We start from the raw sequence: 20,181 nt of genomic DNA, 5'->3' as shown, positions 1-20,181 counted from the left end.
AGATGAAGTAAATAAAATAACAAGAGAAAAAAATAATGAGATTACTTCATTAAAAAATGAAAAAAATAATTTAATTAATAAAATTAAAGAAGAAAATAAAATAGCTATATCTAAATTAAATAAGGAAAATGAAGAAAAGATAAATAGCATTTTAGATATAAAAGAAAAAGAAGTAAAAGAGATAATTAATGTAAAAGATAAGATAATAAAAGATATTAATGAAAAGTGCGAAAAAGATATACTAAACATTCAAAAAGAAAAAATAGAAGAAGTTAAAGTATTAAAAGAAGAAAATGAAAATAAATTAAATCTTTTAAGATCTGAAAAAGACGATATCATTAAATCTTTAAATAAAAATATTAAAGATTTAGATACTAATTTAAACAAATCTCTAAATGAAACAAAAGAAAAGTTAGAAAAGGTAAATATAGAAAAAGAAGAGTTAGTAAAAGAAAATCTTTCTATAAAAGAAGAACTAGAATTAAAAAATTCAAACCTTGATACTTTAAAATCTAAAATTTTAAAAGAGGAAAAAGATAAAAATATATTAAAATCAGAAAAAGATACACTTTTAGAAAAGGTTCAAAAGTTAGAAAAAGAAAAAGAATTTTTAGAAAATGAAGCTGTTACTCTAAGTAAAAAAGAGACAAGCCTTAGAGAAAAAGTAGAAGATTTAAATAAAATAATAGAGATAAAGACTAAAGATTTAGAAGGAATTAAATTTAAAAATAATGTTTTAAGTAAAGAAATAGAAGAAAATAAAAAAGAAAAACTAGAACTTAAAGATAGTTTAGATAGAGTTAAAAATAGCAAATCTTCATTAGAGATGGAATTAGATATGCAAAGAAGTAAAAACTCAGAAATAAAAGAAGAGATAAATCATTTATCAGACCTTTTAGGAAAAAGTGAAGGTGAACTAGAAGAAGCGAGAAGTAGTCTTTCTAATAAAGAATTAATTATAGAAGAACTTGAAAAGAGATTTAATTCTTCAAGAGAGGAAATAGAAGAATTTAAGAAAAAGGAAAATGAGTTATTAATAGAAATTAAAGAAAAGGAAGAAAAAATAGAGAATTTAGATTCGGAATTCAATATAAAAGAAAAAGAAATAGAAACTTTAAATGAAGAGATAAATAAAGCTAAAAATCAAAAAAGATTAATATTAGAATCAGGAAAAGAAACTAGAGAAGAACTTATTAGTAAAAAATATAAATGTGCAGACCTTGAAAAAAAATTACACGAAAAGACTTTAGAACTAGCTATAATAACTAAAAAGTATGAAACGCTACGCATTAATTCAAAAGGAAATGTACTTTTAAAATAAGTAAATATAAAGCGCTTAGAGAAATTTTTTAAGCGCTTTGTTTTTATGTCTTTAATATGCTAGAATAAACAGAAGATAAGTAAGTGTTTTTACATTTAGGAGAGATGATAATAATGAATAAAATAGAAGTATTAGCGCCAGCAGGTAGCTTAGAAAGTTTATATGCTGCTATAAATAACGGGTGTGATGCAATATATTTAGGTGGAAATAAATTTTCAGCTAGGGCTTATGCATCAAACTTTGATAACGAACAAATGCAAAAGGCAGTAGACTACGCTCATAGTTATGGGGTAAGTGTATATGTTACTATGAATACCCTTTTAAAAGAGGATGAGTTAAAAAAAGCAATAAAATATGTAGGATATCTTTATGAAATAGGTGTAGATGCACTTATAATTCAAGATTTAGGTTTATATAGAGAAATAAGAGAAAATTATAAAGACTTTGAAATACATGCGTCAACTCAAATGACTATACATAACGGACTTGGAGCAATTTATTTTAAAGATAAAGGATTCCATAGAATAGTTTTATCAAGAGAACTTAGTTTTGATGAAATTAAATACATATCAGATGACTTAAAAATAGAGACAGAGATGTTTGTTCACGGAGCTCTTTGTATTTGTTATTCAGGGCAGTGTTTGATGAGTTCTATGATAGGTGGAAGAAGTGGAAATAGAGGAAGATGTGCCCAGCCTTGTAGAATGGAATATACTCTTAAAAACACTAAAGGAGATGAAAGACGAGGATATCTTTTATCACCTAAGGATATGTGCACTATAGAAGACGTTAAAGATATTATAGATACAGGCACATATAGTTTAAAGATTGAAGGAAGAATGAAAAGACCAGAGTACGTAGCTGGAGTTGTAAGAAATTATAGAAAAGCTGTAGATAAGGAATTAAATAAAGAGATTTTTGACCTTAAAAAAGGAAAAGAAGAATTACTTCAATTATTTAATAGAGGAGGCTTTACTAAAGCTTTCTTAAAAAAAGATACAGGAAAAGATATGATGAGCTATAGTTTCCCTAAAAATACTGGGATTTACCTTGGAAAGGTGCTTCCTAGTTTAGAAGTTTTATTAGAAGGTGATATAAGTCTTGGAGACGGCGTAAGGCACGGAGATTCAGGCTTTGTTATTAATAAAATAATAAAAGGAAATGAGGAAGTTAAAAAGGCTTATAAAGGGGATAAAGTTAAGCTATTCCCATTAGGCTATAAAAAGTCAGAAGAAATTTATAAAATGGCTGATAAAGATTTAAATGAAGATTTAAAAAGCACAATTAAGCCTTATATAAAGAAACTTCCGCTAAACCTAGTAGTTAAATTTAAGCTAGGTGAAAGTGTAGAATTAACGACTAAGTTTAAAGGCACAGAATATAAAGTTTCTGGAAGTGAAGTTTTAGAAGCTACAAATAAGCCTTTAGATAAAGAAAGAATAATAAAAGCTTTAAGTAAATCAGGAGATTATCCTTATAAGTTTAATAATATAGAATTTAGCCATTTTACAGACGGATTTTTAAGAGTTGGTGAGTTTAACGAACTTAGAAGAGAGTTATTTGATAAAGTTATAAAAGAAACTCAAAAAAGCTACAGAAGAAGAAGACCAAATGAAGTTATAAAAATTGAATCTAAGATAAAAGAAACTAAACTTAAAGGGTTAGTTATACCAAAGGTAGTTTTAAAAGAACAATATAACGAAATAAAAGATGAGTTTAAATATATCATAGTAGATGTATTTAGTAGAGATGAAGATGGAATTAAAATAAGAGACATAGAAGAAATGAAAAAGAATAACGAAATTATTTTAAAGATTCCAAACATCTTAAAAGGTGAAATAGATAAAGTTATAAAAGTTATAGATGATTTAAAAGAAGATATATTTGGAATTTTAACTTCAAATGTTGGAATAATAAATAAATATAAAAATGAATTAGAAATTATAGGTGATTACAAACTTAACATATTTAATAGTAAGGCCTTAGATTTTTATAGTGAAGATATTAACCTTTTAACTATAAGTCAAGAATTAAACAGAAAAGAAATGAAGTCAGTTTTAAAAGGATTTAAAGGAAATATATCAACTATACTTTACGGAAAAACTGAACTTATGATAAGTGAGTACTGCCCAATTGGAAGTACCTTTGGAGGTAAGACTACAAAAAAAGATTGCAGTAGACCTTGTGAAAAAGATAGATTCAATCTTATAGATAGAGTAGGCGAAAGTTTACCTTTAATGACAGATATTTTTTGTAGAAGTTATATTTTAAATAGTTTAGGAACTAATTTAATTAATGATATAGAGGATCTAAAAGAAATAGGAATAGATACATTTAGATTAGATTTTACAAACGAAACTAAAAAAGAAGTCAGAGAAATTATAGACGAGTTAAAAGGAAATAAAGAAGTAGACGATAAAAACTATACTAAAGGCCATTATAGAAGAGGTGTAGAATAGATAATGAATGAGAGAACATTTAGGGTTTTAGAATTTGAAAAAATCAAAGATAGTGTTAGAAATTATGCAAAAACATCAGGTGGTAAAAATCTTATAAACAAGATGGAACCTAAAAAATCAAGATTTGAAGTTATTAATTCTTTAGAAGAAACTAAAGAAGCATTAGATATGATAAATATAAAAGGGGCTCCTCCATTTAGAAATATGGAGGGCGTTAAAGAAGGTCTTCTAAGAGCAGCTAAGGGAGGTTCTTTAAATCCTTTAGAACTATTAAACATAGGAAATATGTTAAGATGTTCTAGACTTTTTAAAGAATACACAAAAAGAGAAGAAGAGGAAGTTGCCTTTTTAAAGATAGAAGACTTAGTATCTATCTTAGGAGAAGTTAAATCTTTAGAAGATGATATTGAAAGAGCTATTATTTCAGAAGATGAAATATCAGATAGGGCTTCAAGTACTTTATATAATATTAGAAGAAACTTAAAAGAAAAAAACTCATCTGTAAGAGAAAAGATAAACTCACTTGTAAAAAGTAATTCAAGTTATCTTCAAGATAACCTTTATACAATGAGAGGTGATAGATACGTACTTCCTGTAAGAATTGAGTATAAATCACAAGTTCCAGGTATAGTTCACGATTCAAGTGCAACAGGTGCGACAGTTTATATAGAACCTACAAGCCTAGTTAATTTAAATAACGAAATAAAAGAACTTATGATTAAAGAAGCAAAAGAAATCGAAAGAATCTTAAGAGAACTTACAGATAAAGTACGTGATAATATAGACCTTTTAAAAAGCAACAACAAAATGCTTGGAGTTTTAGATTTTATTTTTGCAAAAGCAAATTACGCTTTAAAAATAGAAGGAACTATTCCAAAAGTATCAGAAGACGGAAGTTTTGATTTAATAAGTGCAAGGCATCCTTTAATAGATGTAGATAAGGTTATATCATCTGATATTTACCTTGGAAAAGATTATAACGTACTTATGATTACAGGACCCAATACTGGAGGTAAAACAGTTACTATAAAGACAGTTGGAAGTATACATCTAATGGCACTTAGCGGTCTTTTAATTCCAGCTATGGAAGGGTCTACTGTAGGATTTTATCACGAAATTTTTGCAGATATAGGAGATGAGCAGAGTATAGAGCAATCCCTATCAACTTTTTCAGGGCATATGACTAATATAGTAGATATTATGAAAAAGGCAACTAAAGAGTCTTTAGTAATCTTTGACGAATTAGGTGCAGGTACAGACCCTACAGAAGGGGCAGCACTTGCAGCTTCAATTATAGAAAATTTAAAAAGAAGAGGAACTAAAGTTATAGCAACAACTCACTATAGTGAACTTAAAAGCTATGCTTTAAGAACAGAAGATGTTGAAAATGCTTCTGTTGAGTTTGATATTAAAACTTTAAGACCAACATACAGACTTTTAATTGGAGTTCCAGGTAAATCTAATGCCTTTGAAATATCAAGAAGATTAGGTCTTTCAAATGATGTAATAAAAGAAGCAAAAGAATTTATAGATGAAGAAAATCTACAATTCGAAGATTTAATTAAAGACCTTCAAGAAAAGAGTATAATAGCTAAAAAAGAAGCAAGAGAAGCTCAAAGTGAAAGAGCTACAGTATTAAAACTTAGAAGAGAATACGAAGAAAAGCTAAAAAGATTAGATAACACTAAAGATAAAGCTTATATGGACGCTAGGCGTGAAGCTAAAGATATTATATCTAAAGCTAAAGATGAAGCAGATGAAATATTAAAAGCTATGAGAGAACTTGAAAAGCTTGGAATTTCAGGTGGTGGAAGAAATAGACTTGAAGAAGAGAGAAAGAAGCTTAAAGATAGTTTAGAAGATAAGGAAAGAGCTATTAATAAAAGTAAAGAAAATGATGGAGAAGTTATTAAAAATATTTCTCTTGGAATGGAAGCATTCCTTCCTTCATTAAACCAAAATGTAATAGTTATTTCACTTCCAGATAATAAAGGCGAAGTTCAAGTTGAAGCTGGAATTATGAAAATTAGCGTAAAAGCTAAGGATTTAAGAGTTTCAACAAATAACAAAAAAGCTAAAAAAGAAAAGAAAAAGAGAGAAGTTAAATTAAATTTAAGTTCTGTTGATAGTAGAGTTGATTTAAGAGGGATGGATGCTTTAGATGCTTGTTATACTTGTGATAAATATTTAGATGATGCATATAGGGCAAATCTTTCAGAAGTTTCAATAGTGCACGGAAAAGGTACTGGTGTTTTAAGAAAAGCTATTAACGATATGTTAAAAAGACATCCTCATGTAAAGAGTTATAGATTAGGTATTTACGGAGAAGGTGGAGACGGAGTAACTATAGTAACTTTAAAATAATGTTAAAAGTGTAACTAGATTTTTAAATCTAGTTACACTAAAAAACTAAAAATGATTAACGATTACACTAGAGTTTGCAAAAAAATATCGAAAAATGGGTTTATTTTTTTCTTGCATTAAATTATAATTATGTTATATTTTTTATCAATTTGGGAAATAGAAATAGGAGAGATAATATGACTAATAAAGATTCTTACGTACTATTAATGGGAGCATCAATAGTAGATATACTAGGATTTAGTAGAAGTACTTACAAAGGAAAAGACTCAAATCCTGGAAATATAAAAATATCATTAGGGGGCGTTTGTAGAAACATAGCGGAAAACCTTGCAAGGGTTGGTGTTAATACAAAATTCATTTCTATAATTGGGGATGATAAAAATGGAAGAAATATTCTTGAGCATTCAAAAATGATAGGATACGATATGGAAGATTCTCTTATCCTAGAAGGTGGATGCACTCCAACTTACATGGCTATACTAGATCACACAGGTGAGATGGTTTCTGCAGTAGTTGATATGGAATGCTTAGATGAGATGGATAGAGATTTTGTAGATTCAAAAAAAGATGCTATAAAAAATGCAGAGTATACAATTTTAGATGCAGATGATGCAGAAATCCTAGAGTACATACTAAAAACTTATGAAGGACAGACTAAATTTATACTAGATCCAGTTTCAGCAGCTAAAGCTGAAAAGATAAAGCATTTAGCAAAATACTTCCACACTATTAAGCCTAATAGAATAGAAGCTGAAATAATGTGTGGATTTAAAATAGAAACAGACGAAGATTTAAAGAAAGCTGGAGAATATTTCTTAAGCCTTGGAATTACTAATGTATTTATTAGTTTAGACGAAGAAGGCATATACTACACAAATGGAAAAGAATCAGGAAAGATAAAAGCAACAAACGCAGTAGTTAAAAATACTACAGGTGCTGGAGATTCTTTTGTAGCTGGAGTAGGATATGGATATATGTCTGGATTATCTATGGCAGACACAGTAAAATATGCTATAGCAATGTCAATTATAACTATTTCTCATGAAGATACGATAAATCCAAAGATGAGTGATGAATACGTGGAATTATATTTAGATAAAATAAACTGGGTTGAAAAAACTTATTAATTTCTAAAAATAGATATCTTTAATGCTTTAAGCATTATTAGATATCTATTTTTTTTATGTATTTTAATAAAAGGTTAATATCTTAATAAATACTTCATAAAGCTAATAGATAATAAAAAGCAATTGTACTATAATCAAAATAAATTATTTTTTATAAAGGAGGTGTTTTAACTTTTGAACGAAATAAATATTTTTGTAGCATTTTTAGCAGGAATTGCTTCATTTATTTCACCTTGTGTATTACCATTACTTCCAGCTTACATAAATATTCTTACAAGCGGTGAAAAGGGACGGGACATTATATTAAAAAAATCATTAATATTTATTTTAGGATTTACTTTAATATTTATAATTATGGGTGCATCTTTTAGTTTTTTAGGAAAGCTATTTAATGAAAATATAAGAATTCTTAGAATTGTTTCAGGGTTTTTAATTATAATTTTCGGTTTACATACTTTAGATATAATTAAATTTAAAAGCTTTTATAAAGAAAAAAGATTTATGCATAAAGTAGATGGTGCGAAGCCTTTTCTAATGGGGATGGCTTTTGCGTTTGGGTGGACCCCATGTATTGGGCCAATCCTTGGAAGTATTTTGTTATACACATCAACTAGTGAAAGTGGTATAAATGGTATATTGATGCTTGCTTTTTACTCGTTAGGACTTGGAGTGCCATTTGTAATAACAGGTATGCTTATAGATAAATTTAATTCATATAAAGGAAGATTATATTCCTTTATGAAATATATTAAAATTATATCTGGTGTTATAATGATTTTAGTTGGAGTGCTTATTATGACTAATAAATTAGTTATATTTATAGGCTTAATTTCTTAGGAGGACAGAAAAATTATGAAAAAGATAGTAATTGCATTTATAATAATTGCAATAGGTGCAGGAACTTATGGAATGCTTAATAATAATAAAGAAGCTAAAAATAAAGAAAAGACGCAAATTATAGATGAAAATAAACCGCCTCTTGATATTCAAAGAAAACTTGAAGAGGAGAAAAACTATTTAGCTAAAGATTTTGAATTAAAAGATATTAATGGAAAAACAGTTTCATTAGAGGATTTTAAGGGTAAAAATATTATGCTAAACTTTTGGGCATCTTGGTGTGTTCCTTGTAAATCTGAAATGCCAGATCTACAAAAGCTTCAAGACGAAAGTAAAAATGATAAAGATTTTGAAATAGTAACGATAAACGTTGGAGAAAGTAGTAAAAAGGCAAAGGAATTCTTAGAGAAAAATAATTTAAAACTTAATACATTACTTGATGATGAAGCAGAAGTTTCTATGGACTACGGTGCAAGTGTTTTACCTACAACCTTTTTAATAGATGAAAAAGGTTATGTTAAAAAGATAGTTAAAGGTGCTATGAATTTTGAAACTATGAAAGACTATAAAGAAGGATTAGTTAATGATATGTATTAAGGGAGTGATTTAATGGTATTAATTAGTGCATGCCTTTGTGGGTGTAATTGTAAATACAATGGCAAAAACAATTTAAATGAGAAATGCCTTAAGATATTAAAAGAAAAGAAAGGAATTCCAGTTTGCCCAGAGCAACTAGGAGGACTTAAAACTCCGAGAGTTCCATCTGAAATAAAAGAAGAAAAAGTTATAACTAAAGATTTAGAAGATGTTACAAAAAACTTTGTAAATGGTGCAAAAGAAGCCTTAAAACTTGCAAAACTAGTAGATTGCAAGATAGCTATTTTAAAAGATGGGAGTCCATCTTGTGGAAGTAATTATATATATGATGGTAGTTTTACTGGGAATAAGGTAGAAGGAAGGGGAATTACAGCAAAATTACTAGAAGAAAATGGGATAAAAGTAATATCAGAAAATGAACTTGATGTAAACATTGTGTAAACTACTTTATTGACAGATAATAAGTTGTATGGTAAATTTATTAACGAAATAACTAAACTATTGTTTTAAATCTAAGTCGTATTTTTATAAGTGATTTAGATTTTATATTTTGTTTCGTGGAGTGGTAATAAGTGGTTATTGAAAAGATATACAACAATAATGTAGTCTTAGCAATAGATGATGAGACTAGAAAAGAAGTTATTATAACAGGTTGTGGTATTGCTTTTAAAAAAAAGGTAGGGCAAGGAATCGATGAAGATAAAATAGAAAAAACTTACATCATTCAAAATCCTAATTTCCAAAATAAAGTGCAACAACTTGCAGCTGTTATAAAAGAAGAAGTATTTGAAGCTAGTTCTAAAATTATAGAATATACTGAAAAAGTTTTAAATTCAGAACTTGATGAACATATTTATATTGCATTAACGGACCATATATCTTTTGCTATTAAAAGATGTAGTGAAGGGATTACTATTAAAAACGAACTTCTTCACGAGATTAAAAGAGTCCATTTAAAAGAATATAAAATTGGTCTTTGGGCTTTAGAATATATTGAAAAAACTTTAGGTGTAAGATTAGAAGAAGACGAAGCTGGGTTTATTGCATTACATATAGTAAATGCAAACTTTAAAGAAGAAAGACGAGAAACTATTTTAAGTACAAAGATTATAGACGGGATTCTTACAATAATTAAAGGTGAATTTAATATAGAGTTTAATAAAAATGATATGAATTACGATAGATTATTAACTCATCTAAGATATTTTTCAAAAAGAATTATAGTAAATAAATATCTAAATAATGATTCTAAAGGGTTAATTGATATAATTATGATTAAATACCCTAAAGAATATGCTTGTGCACTTAATATTAGAAAATATATAAAAGAAGAATTTAATTACGAAGTAAGTGAGGACGAAATCATCTATTTAGTACTTCATATTCATAGAGTGGTTACAGTTTCAGAATTACTTAAATTTTAAAAATAGCTTAAGGTTTTCCTTAAGCTATTTTTTTTATTTTATTCTAAATAAAGGTCTTTTATATTTTCTATATCTTCACTTGTTAGAGAAAACTCTTCTTTAAAGTAAGATTCAAAAGAGCCATATTTTTTAATTATTACATCAAAACTAGATTTAATAAATTCTTTTTTTACTCCAAGTAAGCCTTTAATTTCTTTCATTTGATCGCTAGTTAAATTTAAATTAAAACTTTTAGGGTCGAACTTTTCTTCTAAAACTTTTAAGTGGTTTTTAGTGCAATCGTTAGTTAATAAGTAATCACTCATAACATCTTTCATATCTACTCCAAGTAAAAGTAGTATTAATGCTGAACCAAAGCCTGTCCTATCTTTCCCAGCTGTACAGTGCTGAAGGAGGGGAGTATTATCTTTATTTTTAATAGATTCTATAAGAGTTTTGTAAGCATTATTATTAAGAGGCATGCTTTTATAACCATCTATCAAATAATCTACTACAGAATCTAATTTATTATTTTTAATGGCGTTTTTAATATAAGTAAACATATCTAAGTTGTTATTTAAAGTTTGAATTCCAGATAGGTTATAATATTTAATTCCGCTAAGTAAAACGTCCGGATTTGATTTAACTTCATCAGAAGACCTGTAATCAAATATAGTTTTAATATCTAAAGTTTTAAAATAATCTAAATCTTCTCCTTTTAAGTTATGTAAATCTTCTGATCTGTAGAAAATACCATATTTTACTCTTCTACCGTCTTTTGTTTTGTATCCTCCTATATCCCTAAAATTATAGAAATTTTTTAAAGGAAGAACCCTTTCTGCGATTTCAAATTCAGAAGACGGAGTAACTATTTTATAAAATGTTCTGTTTTCTGGTTTTGGGTCTTTAAACTCTACAAAATCCTTATTTACAAAATTAAAAAGCTTTTTATAAATATCATCTTTAAAGTCTTTATAAAATATACTTCCCTTTGAGACCGTTTGATTAAAGTTAATCCTGACCATATTATTCTTTCTTGATAATTTACATTCAAAATTATTCAAATTTATCACCTCTTTAAATATATTTTACAACTAAATTATTACAGATATGTGTAAAAAAAATAAAAATATGGGGCAATGTATAAAAAAGTTTAAAAGAGGAATAATTAAAAAAGAATTGTTTTTAAGGATATAAGGAGGAATTAATTTGAGTAATTTAAAAGTTATAGAAAGAGTACTTGGAACTGGGCACTCTGCAAGAAGATTAAGAAATAAAGGGTTTGTGCCTGGGGTTATTTATGGAAAAGAGATAGGAAATATGCTTTTTGAAGTAGGAGAGTTAGAAATTTCTAAAGAAATCTCAAGCTGCGGAGAACATGGAGTTCTATCTTTAAATATAGATGGGAAAAACAAAAATGTTCACATTAAAGAAGTTCAAAGAGAACCTGTTAATCACAAAATAATCCATATTGATTTAGAAGAAATAGAAAAAGGTGAGCTTATAACAGCTGAAATCCCAATAAGCTTCGAAGGAGAAGGATACCTTTCTAAAAATGGAGCTGTACTTCAAAAAGAAAGGGCAGCTATTAAAATTGAATGTGACCCTTTAAATATGCCAAAATCAGTAACTGTTGACGTATCTAAAGGAGTTGGAGGTTCTGTATATAGAGCATACGACATAGAATCTTCAAACGAACTTTCTATAGTAGATGAATTAGATTCTATAATAGCATCAGTCTCTTACGAGCAAAAGTTAGATCAAGAAGATTTAAAAGAGGCTAAAGAAGCTAAAGAAACTAAAAAAGAAGAGAGTAATTAAAACCTTGAAAAAAGAAATCTATAAGTGTAGATTTCTTTTTTAACTTTAAGAAAGGTATTAGTTATGTTAATTAAAGTCTAAATAAAGAAAAGTTTAAGAAGAAGTGACGAATGGCATTTTTTTATATAGAAATTTGAAAAGAGATAATGTTTGTAATTTCTGCCTTGTGATGTATAATATAACATGTACAGTATTAAAGGAGGTCAATTTATGAATTATAAGGATAAATATAATGAATGGCTAACATCAGAGATAATAAATGAGGAAACTAAAAACGAATTAAGAGAAATTAAAGACGAAAAGGAAATTGAAGATAGATTCTACAAAGGCTTAGATTTCGGAACAGGTGGATTAAGAGGAATTATAGGTGCTGGAACTAATAGAATGAATATATACACAGTTTCTAAAGCAACTCAAGGTTTTGCAGATTACTTAAATCAAAACTTTGATAAACCATCTGTAGCAATCGGATACGATTCAAGAAATAAATCAGATGAGTTTGCATTAGCATCAGCTTTAACACTAGCTGCTAATGGAGTAAAGGTATACTTATTTGAAGGCTTAAGACCTACACCTATGGTATCATTTGCAACAAGAGAACTTGATTGCAAAGGGGGTATAGTTATTACAGCTTCACATAACCCAAAACAATATAACGGTTATAAAGTATATGATGAGTTTGGTGGTCAAGTTACTGACGATAAAGCAGGAAAGGTTATTTCATGCGTAAACGACGTTACAGACTTTGGCGCTATAAAAACTATCTCAGAAGAAGAAGCTAAAGAAAAAGGATTATTAGTTTATATCGGAGAAGATATAGATTTTAAATATATAGAAAAAGTTAAAGGGTTAACTATAAATGACTCTTTAGTAAAAGATAAAGCAAAAGACCTTAAAATAATATATACTCCAATTCACGGGTCTGGAAATATGCCAGTTAGAAGAGTATTAAAAGAATTAGGATATGAAAATGTTTCTGTAGTTAAAGAACAAGAAGAACCAAACGGTGAATTCCCAACTGCTCCATATCCAAACCCAGAAGACCCTAGAGTATTTAGCCTAGCTTTAGAAATGGCTAAAAAAGATGGTGCTGATGTAATATTTGGAACAGATCCAGATTGTGATAGAATCGGTGTTGTTGTTAAAGATTCTGATGGTGAGTTTAAAGTATTAACAGGAAACCAAACAGGATTATTATTAACTGATTATATATTAAGTGCAGCTAAAGAAAACGGAAAGTTACCTAAAAATGGGGTAGTTATAAAAACTATAGTTACAACTGAAGGTGCAAGAGAGATAGCAAACCATTATGGAGTAGAAATAATGGATGTCTTAACTGGATTTAAATATATAGGTGAAAAGATTCATGAATTTAAAAATTCAGGAGATAAAACTTATTTATTTGGATTTGAAGAGAGCTATGGATATTTAGCTGGAGATTTCGTTCGTGATAAGGATGCTGTTATTGCAAGTATGTTAATTGCTGAAATGACACTTTATTATAAAAATAAAGGATTAAGCTTAGCAGAAGGCTTAAATGCTTTATATGAAAAGTTTGGATTCTTTAAAGAAGATTTAGTTTCACTAGAACTAAAAGGTAAAGAAGGTCAAGAAAAAATAGCAAAATGCATAGATTCTTTAAGAAATGCAACTATTAAAGAAATAGATGGAGTTAAAGTTAAAACTAAGCTTGATTACAAATTAAGCAAAGAAGAAAATATGTTAGATGAAACTGTTTCTGAAATAAAATTACCAAAATCAAATGTATTAAAATTTATATTAGAAAATGGATCTTCATTTGTAGTAAGACCTTCAGGAACTGAACCTAAAATGAAAGTATATCTTGCTATAAAAGGTGATAGCATAGAAGGTGCTAAAAAAGATTTAGCTAAATTTAAAGAAAATGTAATGAAATTAGTTGAAAGTATGTTAAACTAATATTATTCTTAATTATTGCTACCATAATTTATGGTAGCAATATTTTTATTTTTACAGGTGGTGAAACTTATGAATTACAAAACATTATTTAAAGAAAAACTTAGTAAGTTATTATTTTTAGAAGTTGATAAAGAAGGGTTTAAGAAAAATGTAGGAATCCCAGAATATATAACTTTTGAAAGTGACACATTATACTTACCTATAAGTTCAGAATATATAACAAGTAATATAGGAGATCAGGTTAAAATTGATAACCTTCCAGTATATTATTTCATAGAGGGAATGTTAATTTCTTTAGGTGCTGACGAAAACATTAAGTTTAAAAATGATTATAAAAAATTACTCATGCAAATACCAGAGGCTGAAGAATTAGCAAAATCTTTAGTTGCAACTAGAGTAAAAGAAGAAAGATTAGAAGATGCTTATCTTTTACTTAAAGGATTAGAAAGAGCATTTGAAGATGATGAAGAATATATGAAAAAGCTTTTATTAATCGGAATATCATTAAGAGAAAAAGATAGTGCTTTTGAAGATCTTTTATTAGAAGATATAGATTTAGCTAAAAAGCTCTTTAATAAAATGAAAGAACCTTACCTTTATAAAGGTGTAATCTTAAAAGATAAAGGTGATTTTGCAGCTTGTAAAGTTGAAATCGGAGAGTATTTAAGAAGAGGGGGAGAGCAAACTCCTGAACTTGAACTTTTAATGAAGGATATAGAAAACGTAACAGCTTACGAAGAAGCAATTGAAGGTTTAGATAAAGATACTGAAAAATCTATAGGAACTTTACTAGGTCTTTTAGATAACTTTAAAGAAAACCCTTTAATTTATTATTATATAGGTATTGGTTATAGAAAGATTGGAAACAATGAAAAGGCAATAGAATATTTACTTGAAAGCTTAAATGTTGAAAGTGGAATATTAGAAGTTGTAAATGAAATTGGTATAAACTATGCATGCCTTGGTATGTATGAAGAAGCTATAAAGTACTTTAAGAAAGCATTTGAAGCTTCTAAAGACGTAGAAATTTGCACAAACATCATAATGTGCTACTTAAATCTTGACGACTTAAATAATGCAAAACTTCATTTAGAACTTGCTAAAAAGTTAGATAAAGAAGATGAAATAGTTTTAAAACTAGATAGAATTATAAAAAAAAGAGAAGATAAATAATTTTTATAAAAAATACACATCCTAAATACTAGTAAAATAGTTAGGAGTGATATTATGGAATTTTTTGATGTAATTAAAAAAAGAAGAAGTATCTCAAAGTATAAAAGCGATGAAGTTTTAAAAGGCAGTATTGATAATATGATTCAAAGTGCAATGAGAGCTCCATCATGGAAAAACAAAACTTCTTTTAAAATCATATTAGTAGATGATAAAAACACAAAAGAAAGTTTAGGAGATGCTATACTAAATAAAGATGATAAGGCGAAAACTTCAGTTCTTGAAGCACCTTTAGTAGCTGTATTTATTTCAGAACCAGACCTTTCAGGTGAGGTTTTAGAAAAAGAATACTATTTAGTAGACTGTGGAATTGCTATGGAGCATTTCGTTTTAGCAGCTACAGCAGAAGGTTATGGCACTATGTGGATTGGAGCTTTAGATGAAGCCTTAGTTAAAAAGGTTTTAGAAATTCCAGAGAAGTATAAGGTAGTAGCTATGACACCTGTTGGTATTCCAGCAGAAGAAAAGGAACATAACAAAGAAAAAGACAAAAAAGACTATGTGTTTTTAAATAAGTTTAAAAATCCATATTTAAGCTAAAATTAAGGTGCTACTTCTTGTAGTGCCTTAATTTTATGATATAATTAGAAAAAACTTCGGAGGTAAAATATGCTTTTTAAAGATTATAAAATACAAGAATTTATTGAGGACTTAAGTTCAGATTCACCATCACCAGGTGGCGGAAGTACAGCGGCTTTAGTTGCAGCCCTTTCAGGTTGTTTAAATAGTATGGTATACTCACTAACAGTTGGAAAGAAATCTTTCGATAATTTAGATTCTGATAAAAGAGAGTGCTTAATTAAATTTGCAGAAGAATGCAGTGAATTTACTAAATTAACAATAGTTATGATGGAAGAAGATAGAAAATGCTTTAATGAACTTATGGCAAGTTACAAGCTTCCTAAAGAATCAGAAGAAGAAAAAGAATATAGAAAAAAAGATATTAAAGAAAAGACAAATGGTGCAATGAATGCTCCGCTAAATCTTTTAAGAGCTTGTATAAAATTTTATGATAATATACTTTTTGCAGCGAAGTATGGAAATAAGATGTTAGTGTCAGATGCAGGAGTAAGTGCAATTTTATTACACGCAGCTATAGAAAGTGCAATAATTAATGTTAAGATTAATCTTAATTCACTAAAGGGTGAAGATTTTTATAAAGATATAGATGAAGAATTAGAAGATTCAAATATGAAATCTTTAAGATTAAAAAGTGAAATATTAATGATAGTAGATGAAAATATGTAAAAAGACCAGTCTCCTGGTCTTTTTTTATTTGAATATTCTAAAAAAGTCAAATGTGTTTTGAAGTTTATCATCTCCTGTAAGCACCATAGTTTGTGGTAAATCATCTAATGATTTAAATGAGTATCCATCAGCTTTAAGGTCGTCTATCAAAGTGCTTAAAATTTCAGAGTTAGTTGTAGATACTGCATGTAAAAGAAGAATACAACCGTTATGCATAGAGGCTTTTATCTTCTTTAATGATGCTTCAGGGTTTGGCTGAGAATCTACAAGCCAGTCTTTATAAGCAAAGCTCCAGAAGATTGTTTTATAACCTAAATTATTAGTTTTTACTAAAGAGTTAAAAGAGTATTTTCCCATAGGTGGCCTAAAGTATTTTGGCATCTCTTTTCCAGTCACTTCTTTAAATGCTAATTCAGTATCTAAAAATTCTTTGTTAAAAGAGGCATCGTTTAAAATTCCTGCCATTGATTTATGGTTAACTGAGTGATTACAAACTAAGTGGCCTTCCTTTACCATCCTATTTATTATGTCTTTATTTTGAAGGATATAACTTTTAACAACGAAAAAAGCAGCCTTTACATTCTTTTCTTTTAGAGAATCTAATATCTTAACTGTATTTCCGTTTTCGTATCCTAAGTCAAAAGTTAAAAATAAATCTTTTTTAAATGAATCCCCTATAAAGAAGCTTTTTGTATTTTTTAAGTTTTCTAAGACTCCTTTTTGAATTTCAGGAGTTTCTTTATTGCTTCTATTTACTATGTACCAGTTTAGTTCCTCATTTTCTGATATTGCATAAGAAATTGTTGAAACTATAAAAAAAGATGCAATTAAACACAAGAGAAACTTTTTTATACTTTTCATTTTATTTCCTCCTTAAAATATGTATTTATTCATATATAAGTAGTATCAAACTAAATAGAAATAATTAAACGTGGTAAATTTTTTATAAAGGAGAGAAAGATTACTTATATATTGTTGAAATAAAAAGGTGTCTAGAGTATAATTTATAAGTAGTTTAAGAAAAGAAAGGAATGTACATAGATGAAGTTAGGAATCGTTGGTTTACCTAATGTAGGTAAAAGTACTTTATTTAATGCAATAACTAAAGCTGGAGCAGAATCAGCTAACTATCCATTCTGTACGATAGAACCAAATGTTGGAGTTGTTAGTGTTCCAGATAAAAGACTAGATGTTTTAGAAAAAATGTACGGAACAAAGAAAAAAGTATATACTGCAATAGAGTTTTATGATATAGCTGGACTTGTAAAAGGAGCTTCAAAAGGAGAAGGTCTTGGAAATAAATTCTTATCACATATAAGAGAAGTTGAATCAATCGTTCACGTTGTTAGATGTTTTGATGATGGAAACGTAGTTCACGTTGAAGGTTCAGTAGATCCTATAAGAGATATTGAAACTATTAACTTAGAACTTATCTTTTCAGATTTAGACGTTTTAGAAAGAAGAATTGAAAAGAATGCAAAGCAAGCAAGATCAAACGACAAGAATGCTAAAGTTGAGCAAGAGATAATGTTAAAATTAAAAGCTCACTTAGAAGATAACAAACCTGCAAGAACTTTAGATTGCACAGAAGATGAAATGGAATTTGTTAAAAGCTTATTCTTAATCACTTCAAAGCCAGTTTTATATGCTTGTAATATCTCAGAAGATGATATGATGAGCGGAAACCTTGAAAATGAATATGTTAAAAAAGTTCAAGAGTTTGCAAAATCTGAAAATTCAGGAACTGTAATAGTAAGTGCAAAACTTGAAGAAGAACTTTCAGGACTTGAAGATGAAGAAAAAGAAGAAATGCTTAGCGAGTACGGATTAACTGAATCAGGACTTGACCAATTAGTAAGAGCTAGTTATAAATTACTAGGACTTATCAGTTACTTAACAGCTGGAGTTCAAGAAGTAAGAGCTTGGACTATTAAAGAAGGAACTAAAGCACCACAAGCTGCTGGAAAAATCCACTCAGATATAGAAAGAGGATTTATAAGAGCAGAAGTTGTAGGATACGATGATTTAATAGAAGCAGGTTCAGAAGCTTCTGCTAAAGAAAAAGGTGTATATAGACTTGAAGGTAAAGAATACGTAATGAAAGATGGAGATGTAGTTAACTTCAGATTTAACGTATAAAATAAAAAAGTGGGGAAAAATCCCCACTTTTTATTTTTATAATAATATAAGAAAAAAGATGTGAGTATTATCACATCTTTTTTTATTTTGGCGGGAATACGTAGGAATCGAACCTACCCGTGATGGTCTTAGCACCACAACACGGTTTTGAAGACCGGTAAGTCCACCAGAACTTATCTACTCCCATAACTTTATCTATTGTACAGAATGTTAATTTAAAAGTCAAATTAAATATTAAAAATATTAAAAAAAATAAAGGGAAATAAAATTTTTTATAGAATATTAATAATTAGAAGTGGTTGAAAGTGGTTAGAAGTGGTTGAAAGTAGAGGGAAATACCTGTAAAGTATATAAAGGGGAAAATATTATGTTCATAGGAGAATACAATCATGCGTTAGATAATAAAAACAGAATGATAGTACCTGCAAAGCTTCGAGATGGTTTAAATGGCAGATTTGTAATAACTAAAGGTCTCGATGGTTGTCTATATGTATACCCTATGGAAGAGTGGCGAAAACTAGAAGAGAAGATGAAAACCCTACCACTTACAAACAAAAACGCTAGAGCCTTTGTAAGATTCTTTTTTTCAGGAGCGGCTGAAATAGAATTAGATAAACAAGGAAGAGGTTTAATTCCACAAAATTTAAAGGAATATGCCGAAATCGGAAAAGAAATTGTAAGTATTGGAGTATTATCTAGGATAGAGATTTGGAGCAAACAAAAGTGGGATGATTACAACAACTCAGACGTTGATTTTGAATCTATAGCTGAGAATATGAGCGATTTAGGAATATAAAGGAGAAAAGATATGGAATTTAAACACGTGTCAGTACTTTTAAATGAATGTTTAGAAGGACTAAATATAAAAGAAGATGGAATTTATGTAGATTGTACTTTAGGTGGGGCAGGGCACTCATCTGAAATAATTAAAAGATTAGATAAATCAGGCCTTTTAATCGGGATAGACCAAGATACAGATGCATTAAATGCAGCAGGCCTTAGATTAAAAGATTATGATAATAAAAAGTTAGTTCATAGTAATTTTTATAACATAAAAAATATATTAGATGAATTAGATATCGAAGGAGTAGATGGTATTTTAATGGACCTTGGAGTTTCATCATATCAGTTAGACACTGGAGAGCGTGGATTTAGCTATATGCAAGATGCACCTTTAGATATGAGAATGAACAGGGAAAATGCACTATCAGCTTATGATGTTGTTAATACATATTCAGAAGAAGAAATTTATAGAATAATAAAAGATTACGGGGAAGAAAAGTTTGCAAAAAGAATAGCAAACTTCATAATTACAAGAAGAGAAGAAAAACCTATAGAAACAACATTAGAATTAGTTGAAGTTATTAAAAATGCAATTCCAGCTAAAGCAAGACGTGAAGGACCACATCCTGCAAAAAGAACTTTCCAAGCGATAAGAATAGAAGTTAATAGTGAATTAACTATTTTAAATAAGACTATTGAAGATGGTGTAAGTAAATTAAATAAAGGTGGTAGAATGGCTATAATTACATTCCACTCTTTAGAAGATAGGATTGTTAAATTAAAGTTTAGAGAACTTGCGAATCCTTGTACCTGTCCTAAAGAGTTTCCTATATGTAATTGCGGGAAAACACCAACTGTTAAGCTTTTAAAAAGAAAAGCTATAGAACCTTCAAAGGAAGAAGTAGAGGTAAACC

General features: G+C 28.4%; 18 protein-coding genes and 1 tRNA gene. 16 read left to right on the top strand and 3 right to left on the bottom strand.

The window, feature by feature from the left end:
* The 8 genes from M4I33_RS11210 to licT all read left to right on the top strand — a co-directional run.
* Positions 1 to 1,321, top strand: a 1,321-nt coding sequence (locus M4I33_RS11210) for a hypothetical protein (RefSeq protein ID WP_374707712.1), incomplete at its 5' end; no start/stop codon positions are given.
* Positions 1,322 to 1,434: 113 nt separating this feature from the next.
* A complete protein-coding gene (locus tag M4I33_RS11205; protein ID WP_257916870.1) occupies positions 1,435 to 3,780 on the top strand; it encodes a U32 family peptidase in 2,346 nt (781 codons plus the stop codon).
* A gap of 3 nt (positions 3,781 to 3,783) precedes the next feature.
* Positions 3,784 to 6,144: an endonuclease MutS2 gene (locus M4I33_RS11200; RefSeq protein WP_257916869.1), complete on the top strand. Its 2,361-nt coding sequence runs from the start codon at positions 3,784 to 3,786 to the stop codon at positions 6,142 to 6,144.
* A gap of 176 nt (positions 6,145 to 6,320) precedes the next feature.
* Complete coding sequence (locus tag M4I33_RS11195; protein WP_194190578.1) at positions 6,321 to 7,271, top strand: carbohydrate kinase family protein; 951 nt, start codon at positions 6,321 to 6,323, stop codon at positions 7,269 to 7,271.
* Between the two features lie 174 nt (positions 7,272 to 7,445).
* Positions 7,446 to 8,108, top strand: a complete 663-nt coding sequence (locus M4I33_RS11190; protein WP_257916868.1) for a cytochrome c biogenesis CcdA family protein — start codon at positions 7,446 to 7,448, stop codon at positions 8,106 to 8,108.
* Positions 8,109 to 8,123: 15 nt separating this feature from the next.
* Positions 8,124 to 8,705 carry a TlpA disulfide reductase family protein gene (locus M4I33_RS11185; RefSeq protein ID WP_257916867.1) on the top strand — a complete coding sequence of 194 codons (582 nt, stop codon included), beginning with the start codon at positions 8,124 to 8,126 and terminating at the stop codon, positions 8,703 to 8,705.
* Between the two features lie 12 nt (positions 8,706 to 8,717).
* Positions 8,718 to 9,146 carry a DUF523 domain-containing protein gene (locus tag M4I33_RS11180; RefSeq protein ID WP_257916866.1) on the top strand — a complete coding sequence of 143 codons (429 nt, stop codon included), beginning with the start codon at positions 8,718 to 8,720 and terminating at the stop codon, positions 9,144 to 9,146.
* A gap of 131 nt (positions 9,147 to 9,277) precedes the next feature.
* On the top strand, positions 9,278 to 10,129 hold the full coding sequence (gene licT / locus M4I33_RS11175; RefSeq protein ID WP_257916865.1) for a BglG family transcription antiterminator LicT: 852 nt from the start codon (positions 9,278 to 9,280) through the stop codon (positions 10,127 to 10,129).
* Between the two features lie 38 nt (positions 10,130 to 10,167).
* Here the strand turns inward: licT and M4I33_RS11170 are convergent, their stop codons facing one another.
* The gene (locus tag M4I33_RS11170; protein WP_257916864.1) at positions 10,168 to 11,172 is read right to left on the bottom strand and encodes a tyrosine-protein phosphatase; all 1,005 of its coding nucleotides are present in this window, start codon (positions 11,170 to 11,172) and stop codon (positions 10,168 to 10,170) included.
* A gap of 145 nt (positions 11,173 to 11,317) precedes the next feature.
* Between M4I33_RS11170 and M4I33_RS11165 the strand changes: the two genes are divergently transcribed.
* The 5 genes from M4I33_RS11165 (at position 11,318) to M4I33_RS11145 (ending at position 16,345) form a co-directional block, all read left to right on the top strand.
* The gene (locus M4I33_RS11165) at positions 11,318 to 11,929 is read left to right on the top strand and encodes a 50S ribosomal protein L25 (RefSeq protein ID WP_257916863.1); all 612 of its coding nucleotides are present in this window, start codon (positions 11,318 to 11,320) and stop codon (positions 11,927 to 11,929) included.
* Between the two features lie 210 nt (positions 11,930 to 12,139).
* Positions 12,140 to 13,867, top strand: a complete 1,728-nt coding sequence (locus tag M4I33_RS11160) for a phospho-sugar mutase (protein WP_257916862.1) — start codon at positions 12,140 to 12,142, stop codon at positions 13,865 to 13,867.
* Between the two features lie 69 nt (positions 13,868 to 13,936).
* Positions 13,937 to 15,040: a lipopolysaccharide assembly protein LapB gene (locus tag M4I33_RS11155; RefSeq protein WP_257916861.1), complete on the top strand. Its 1,104-nt coding sequence runs from the start codon at positions 13,937 to 13,939 to the stop codon at positions 15,038 to 15,040.
* A 54-nt stretch (positions 15,041 to 15,094) separates the two neighbouring features.
* On the top strand, positions 15,095 to 15,637 hold the full coding sequence (locus tag M4I33_RS11150; RefSeq protein WP_257916860.1) for a nitroreductase family protein: 543 nt from the start codon (positions 15,095 to 15,097) through the stop codon (positions 15,635 to 15,637).
* A gap of 69 nt (positions 15,638 to 15,706) precedes the next feature.
* Complete coding sequence (locus M4I33_RS11145) at positions 15,707 to 16,345, top strand: cyclodeaminase/cyclohydrolase family protein (protein WP_257916859.1); 639 nt, start codon at positions 15,707 to 15,709, stop codon at positions 16,343 to 16,345.
* A gap of 24 nt (positions 16,346 to 16,369) precedes the next feature.
* Here the strand turns inward: M4I33_RS11145 and pdaA are convergent, their stop codons facing one another.
* Entirely contained in the window at positions 16,370 to 17,206 is an 837-nt protein-coding gene (pdaA, locus tag M4I33_RS11140; RefSeq protein ID WP_257916858.1) for a delta-lactam-biosynthetic de-N-acetylase, read from the bottom strand.
* 180 nt (positions 17,207 to 17,386) lie between these two features.
* Here pdaA and ychF point away from each other — a divergent pair, with 180 nt between their 5' ends.
* On the top strand, positions 17,387 to 18,484 hold the full coding sequence (gene ychF, locus M4I33_RS11135; RefSeq protein WP_257916857.1) for a redox-regulated ATPase YchF: 1,098 nt from the start codon (positions 17,387 to 17,389) through the stop codon (positions 18,482 to 18,484).
* Between the two features lie 88 nt (positions 18,485 to 18,572).
* Here the strand turns inward: ychF and M4I33_RS11130 are convergent.
* Positions 18,573 to 18,669, bottom strand: a tRNA-Sec gene (locus M4I33_RS11130).
* Between the two features lie 182 nt (positions 18,670 to 18,851).
* On the opposite strand from M4I33_RS11130, the gene mraZ reads away from it, so the two are divergent.
* Both mraZ and rsmH read left to right on the top strand, forming a co-directional pair.
* Positions 18,852 to 19,280, top strand: a complete 429-nt coding sequence (mraZ, locus tag M4I33_RS11125; protein WP_194190565.1) for a division/cell wall cluster transcriptional repressor MraZ — start codon at positions 18,852 to 18,854, stop codon at positions 19,278 to 19,280.
* A gap of 12 nt (positions 19,281 to 19,292) precedes the next feature.
* Positions 19,293 to 20,181 (top strand): 16S rRNA (cytosine(1402)-N(4))-methyltransferase RsmH (gene rsmH, locus M4I33_RS11120; RefSeq protein WP_257916856.1); only part of this gene is annotated, 889 nt, incomplete at its 3' end.

The sequence above is a fragment of the Clostridium sp. LY3-2 genome (assembly GCF_024705715.1).
In the GTDB taxonomy this organism is placed as follows: Bacteria; Bacillota; Clostridia; order Clostridiales; family Clostridiaceae; genus Clostridium.
This window is presented reverse-complemented; position numbering and strand designations above follow the sequence as displayed.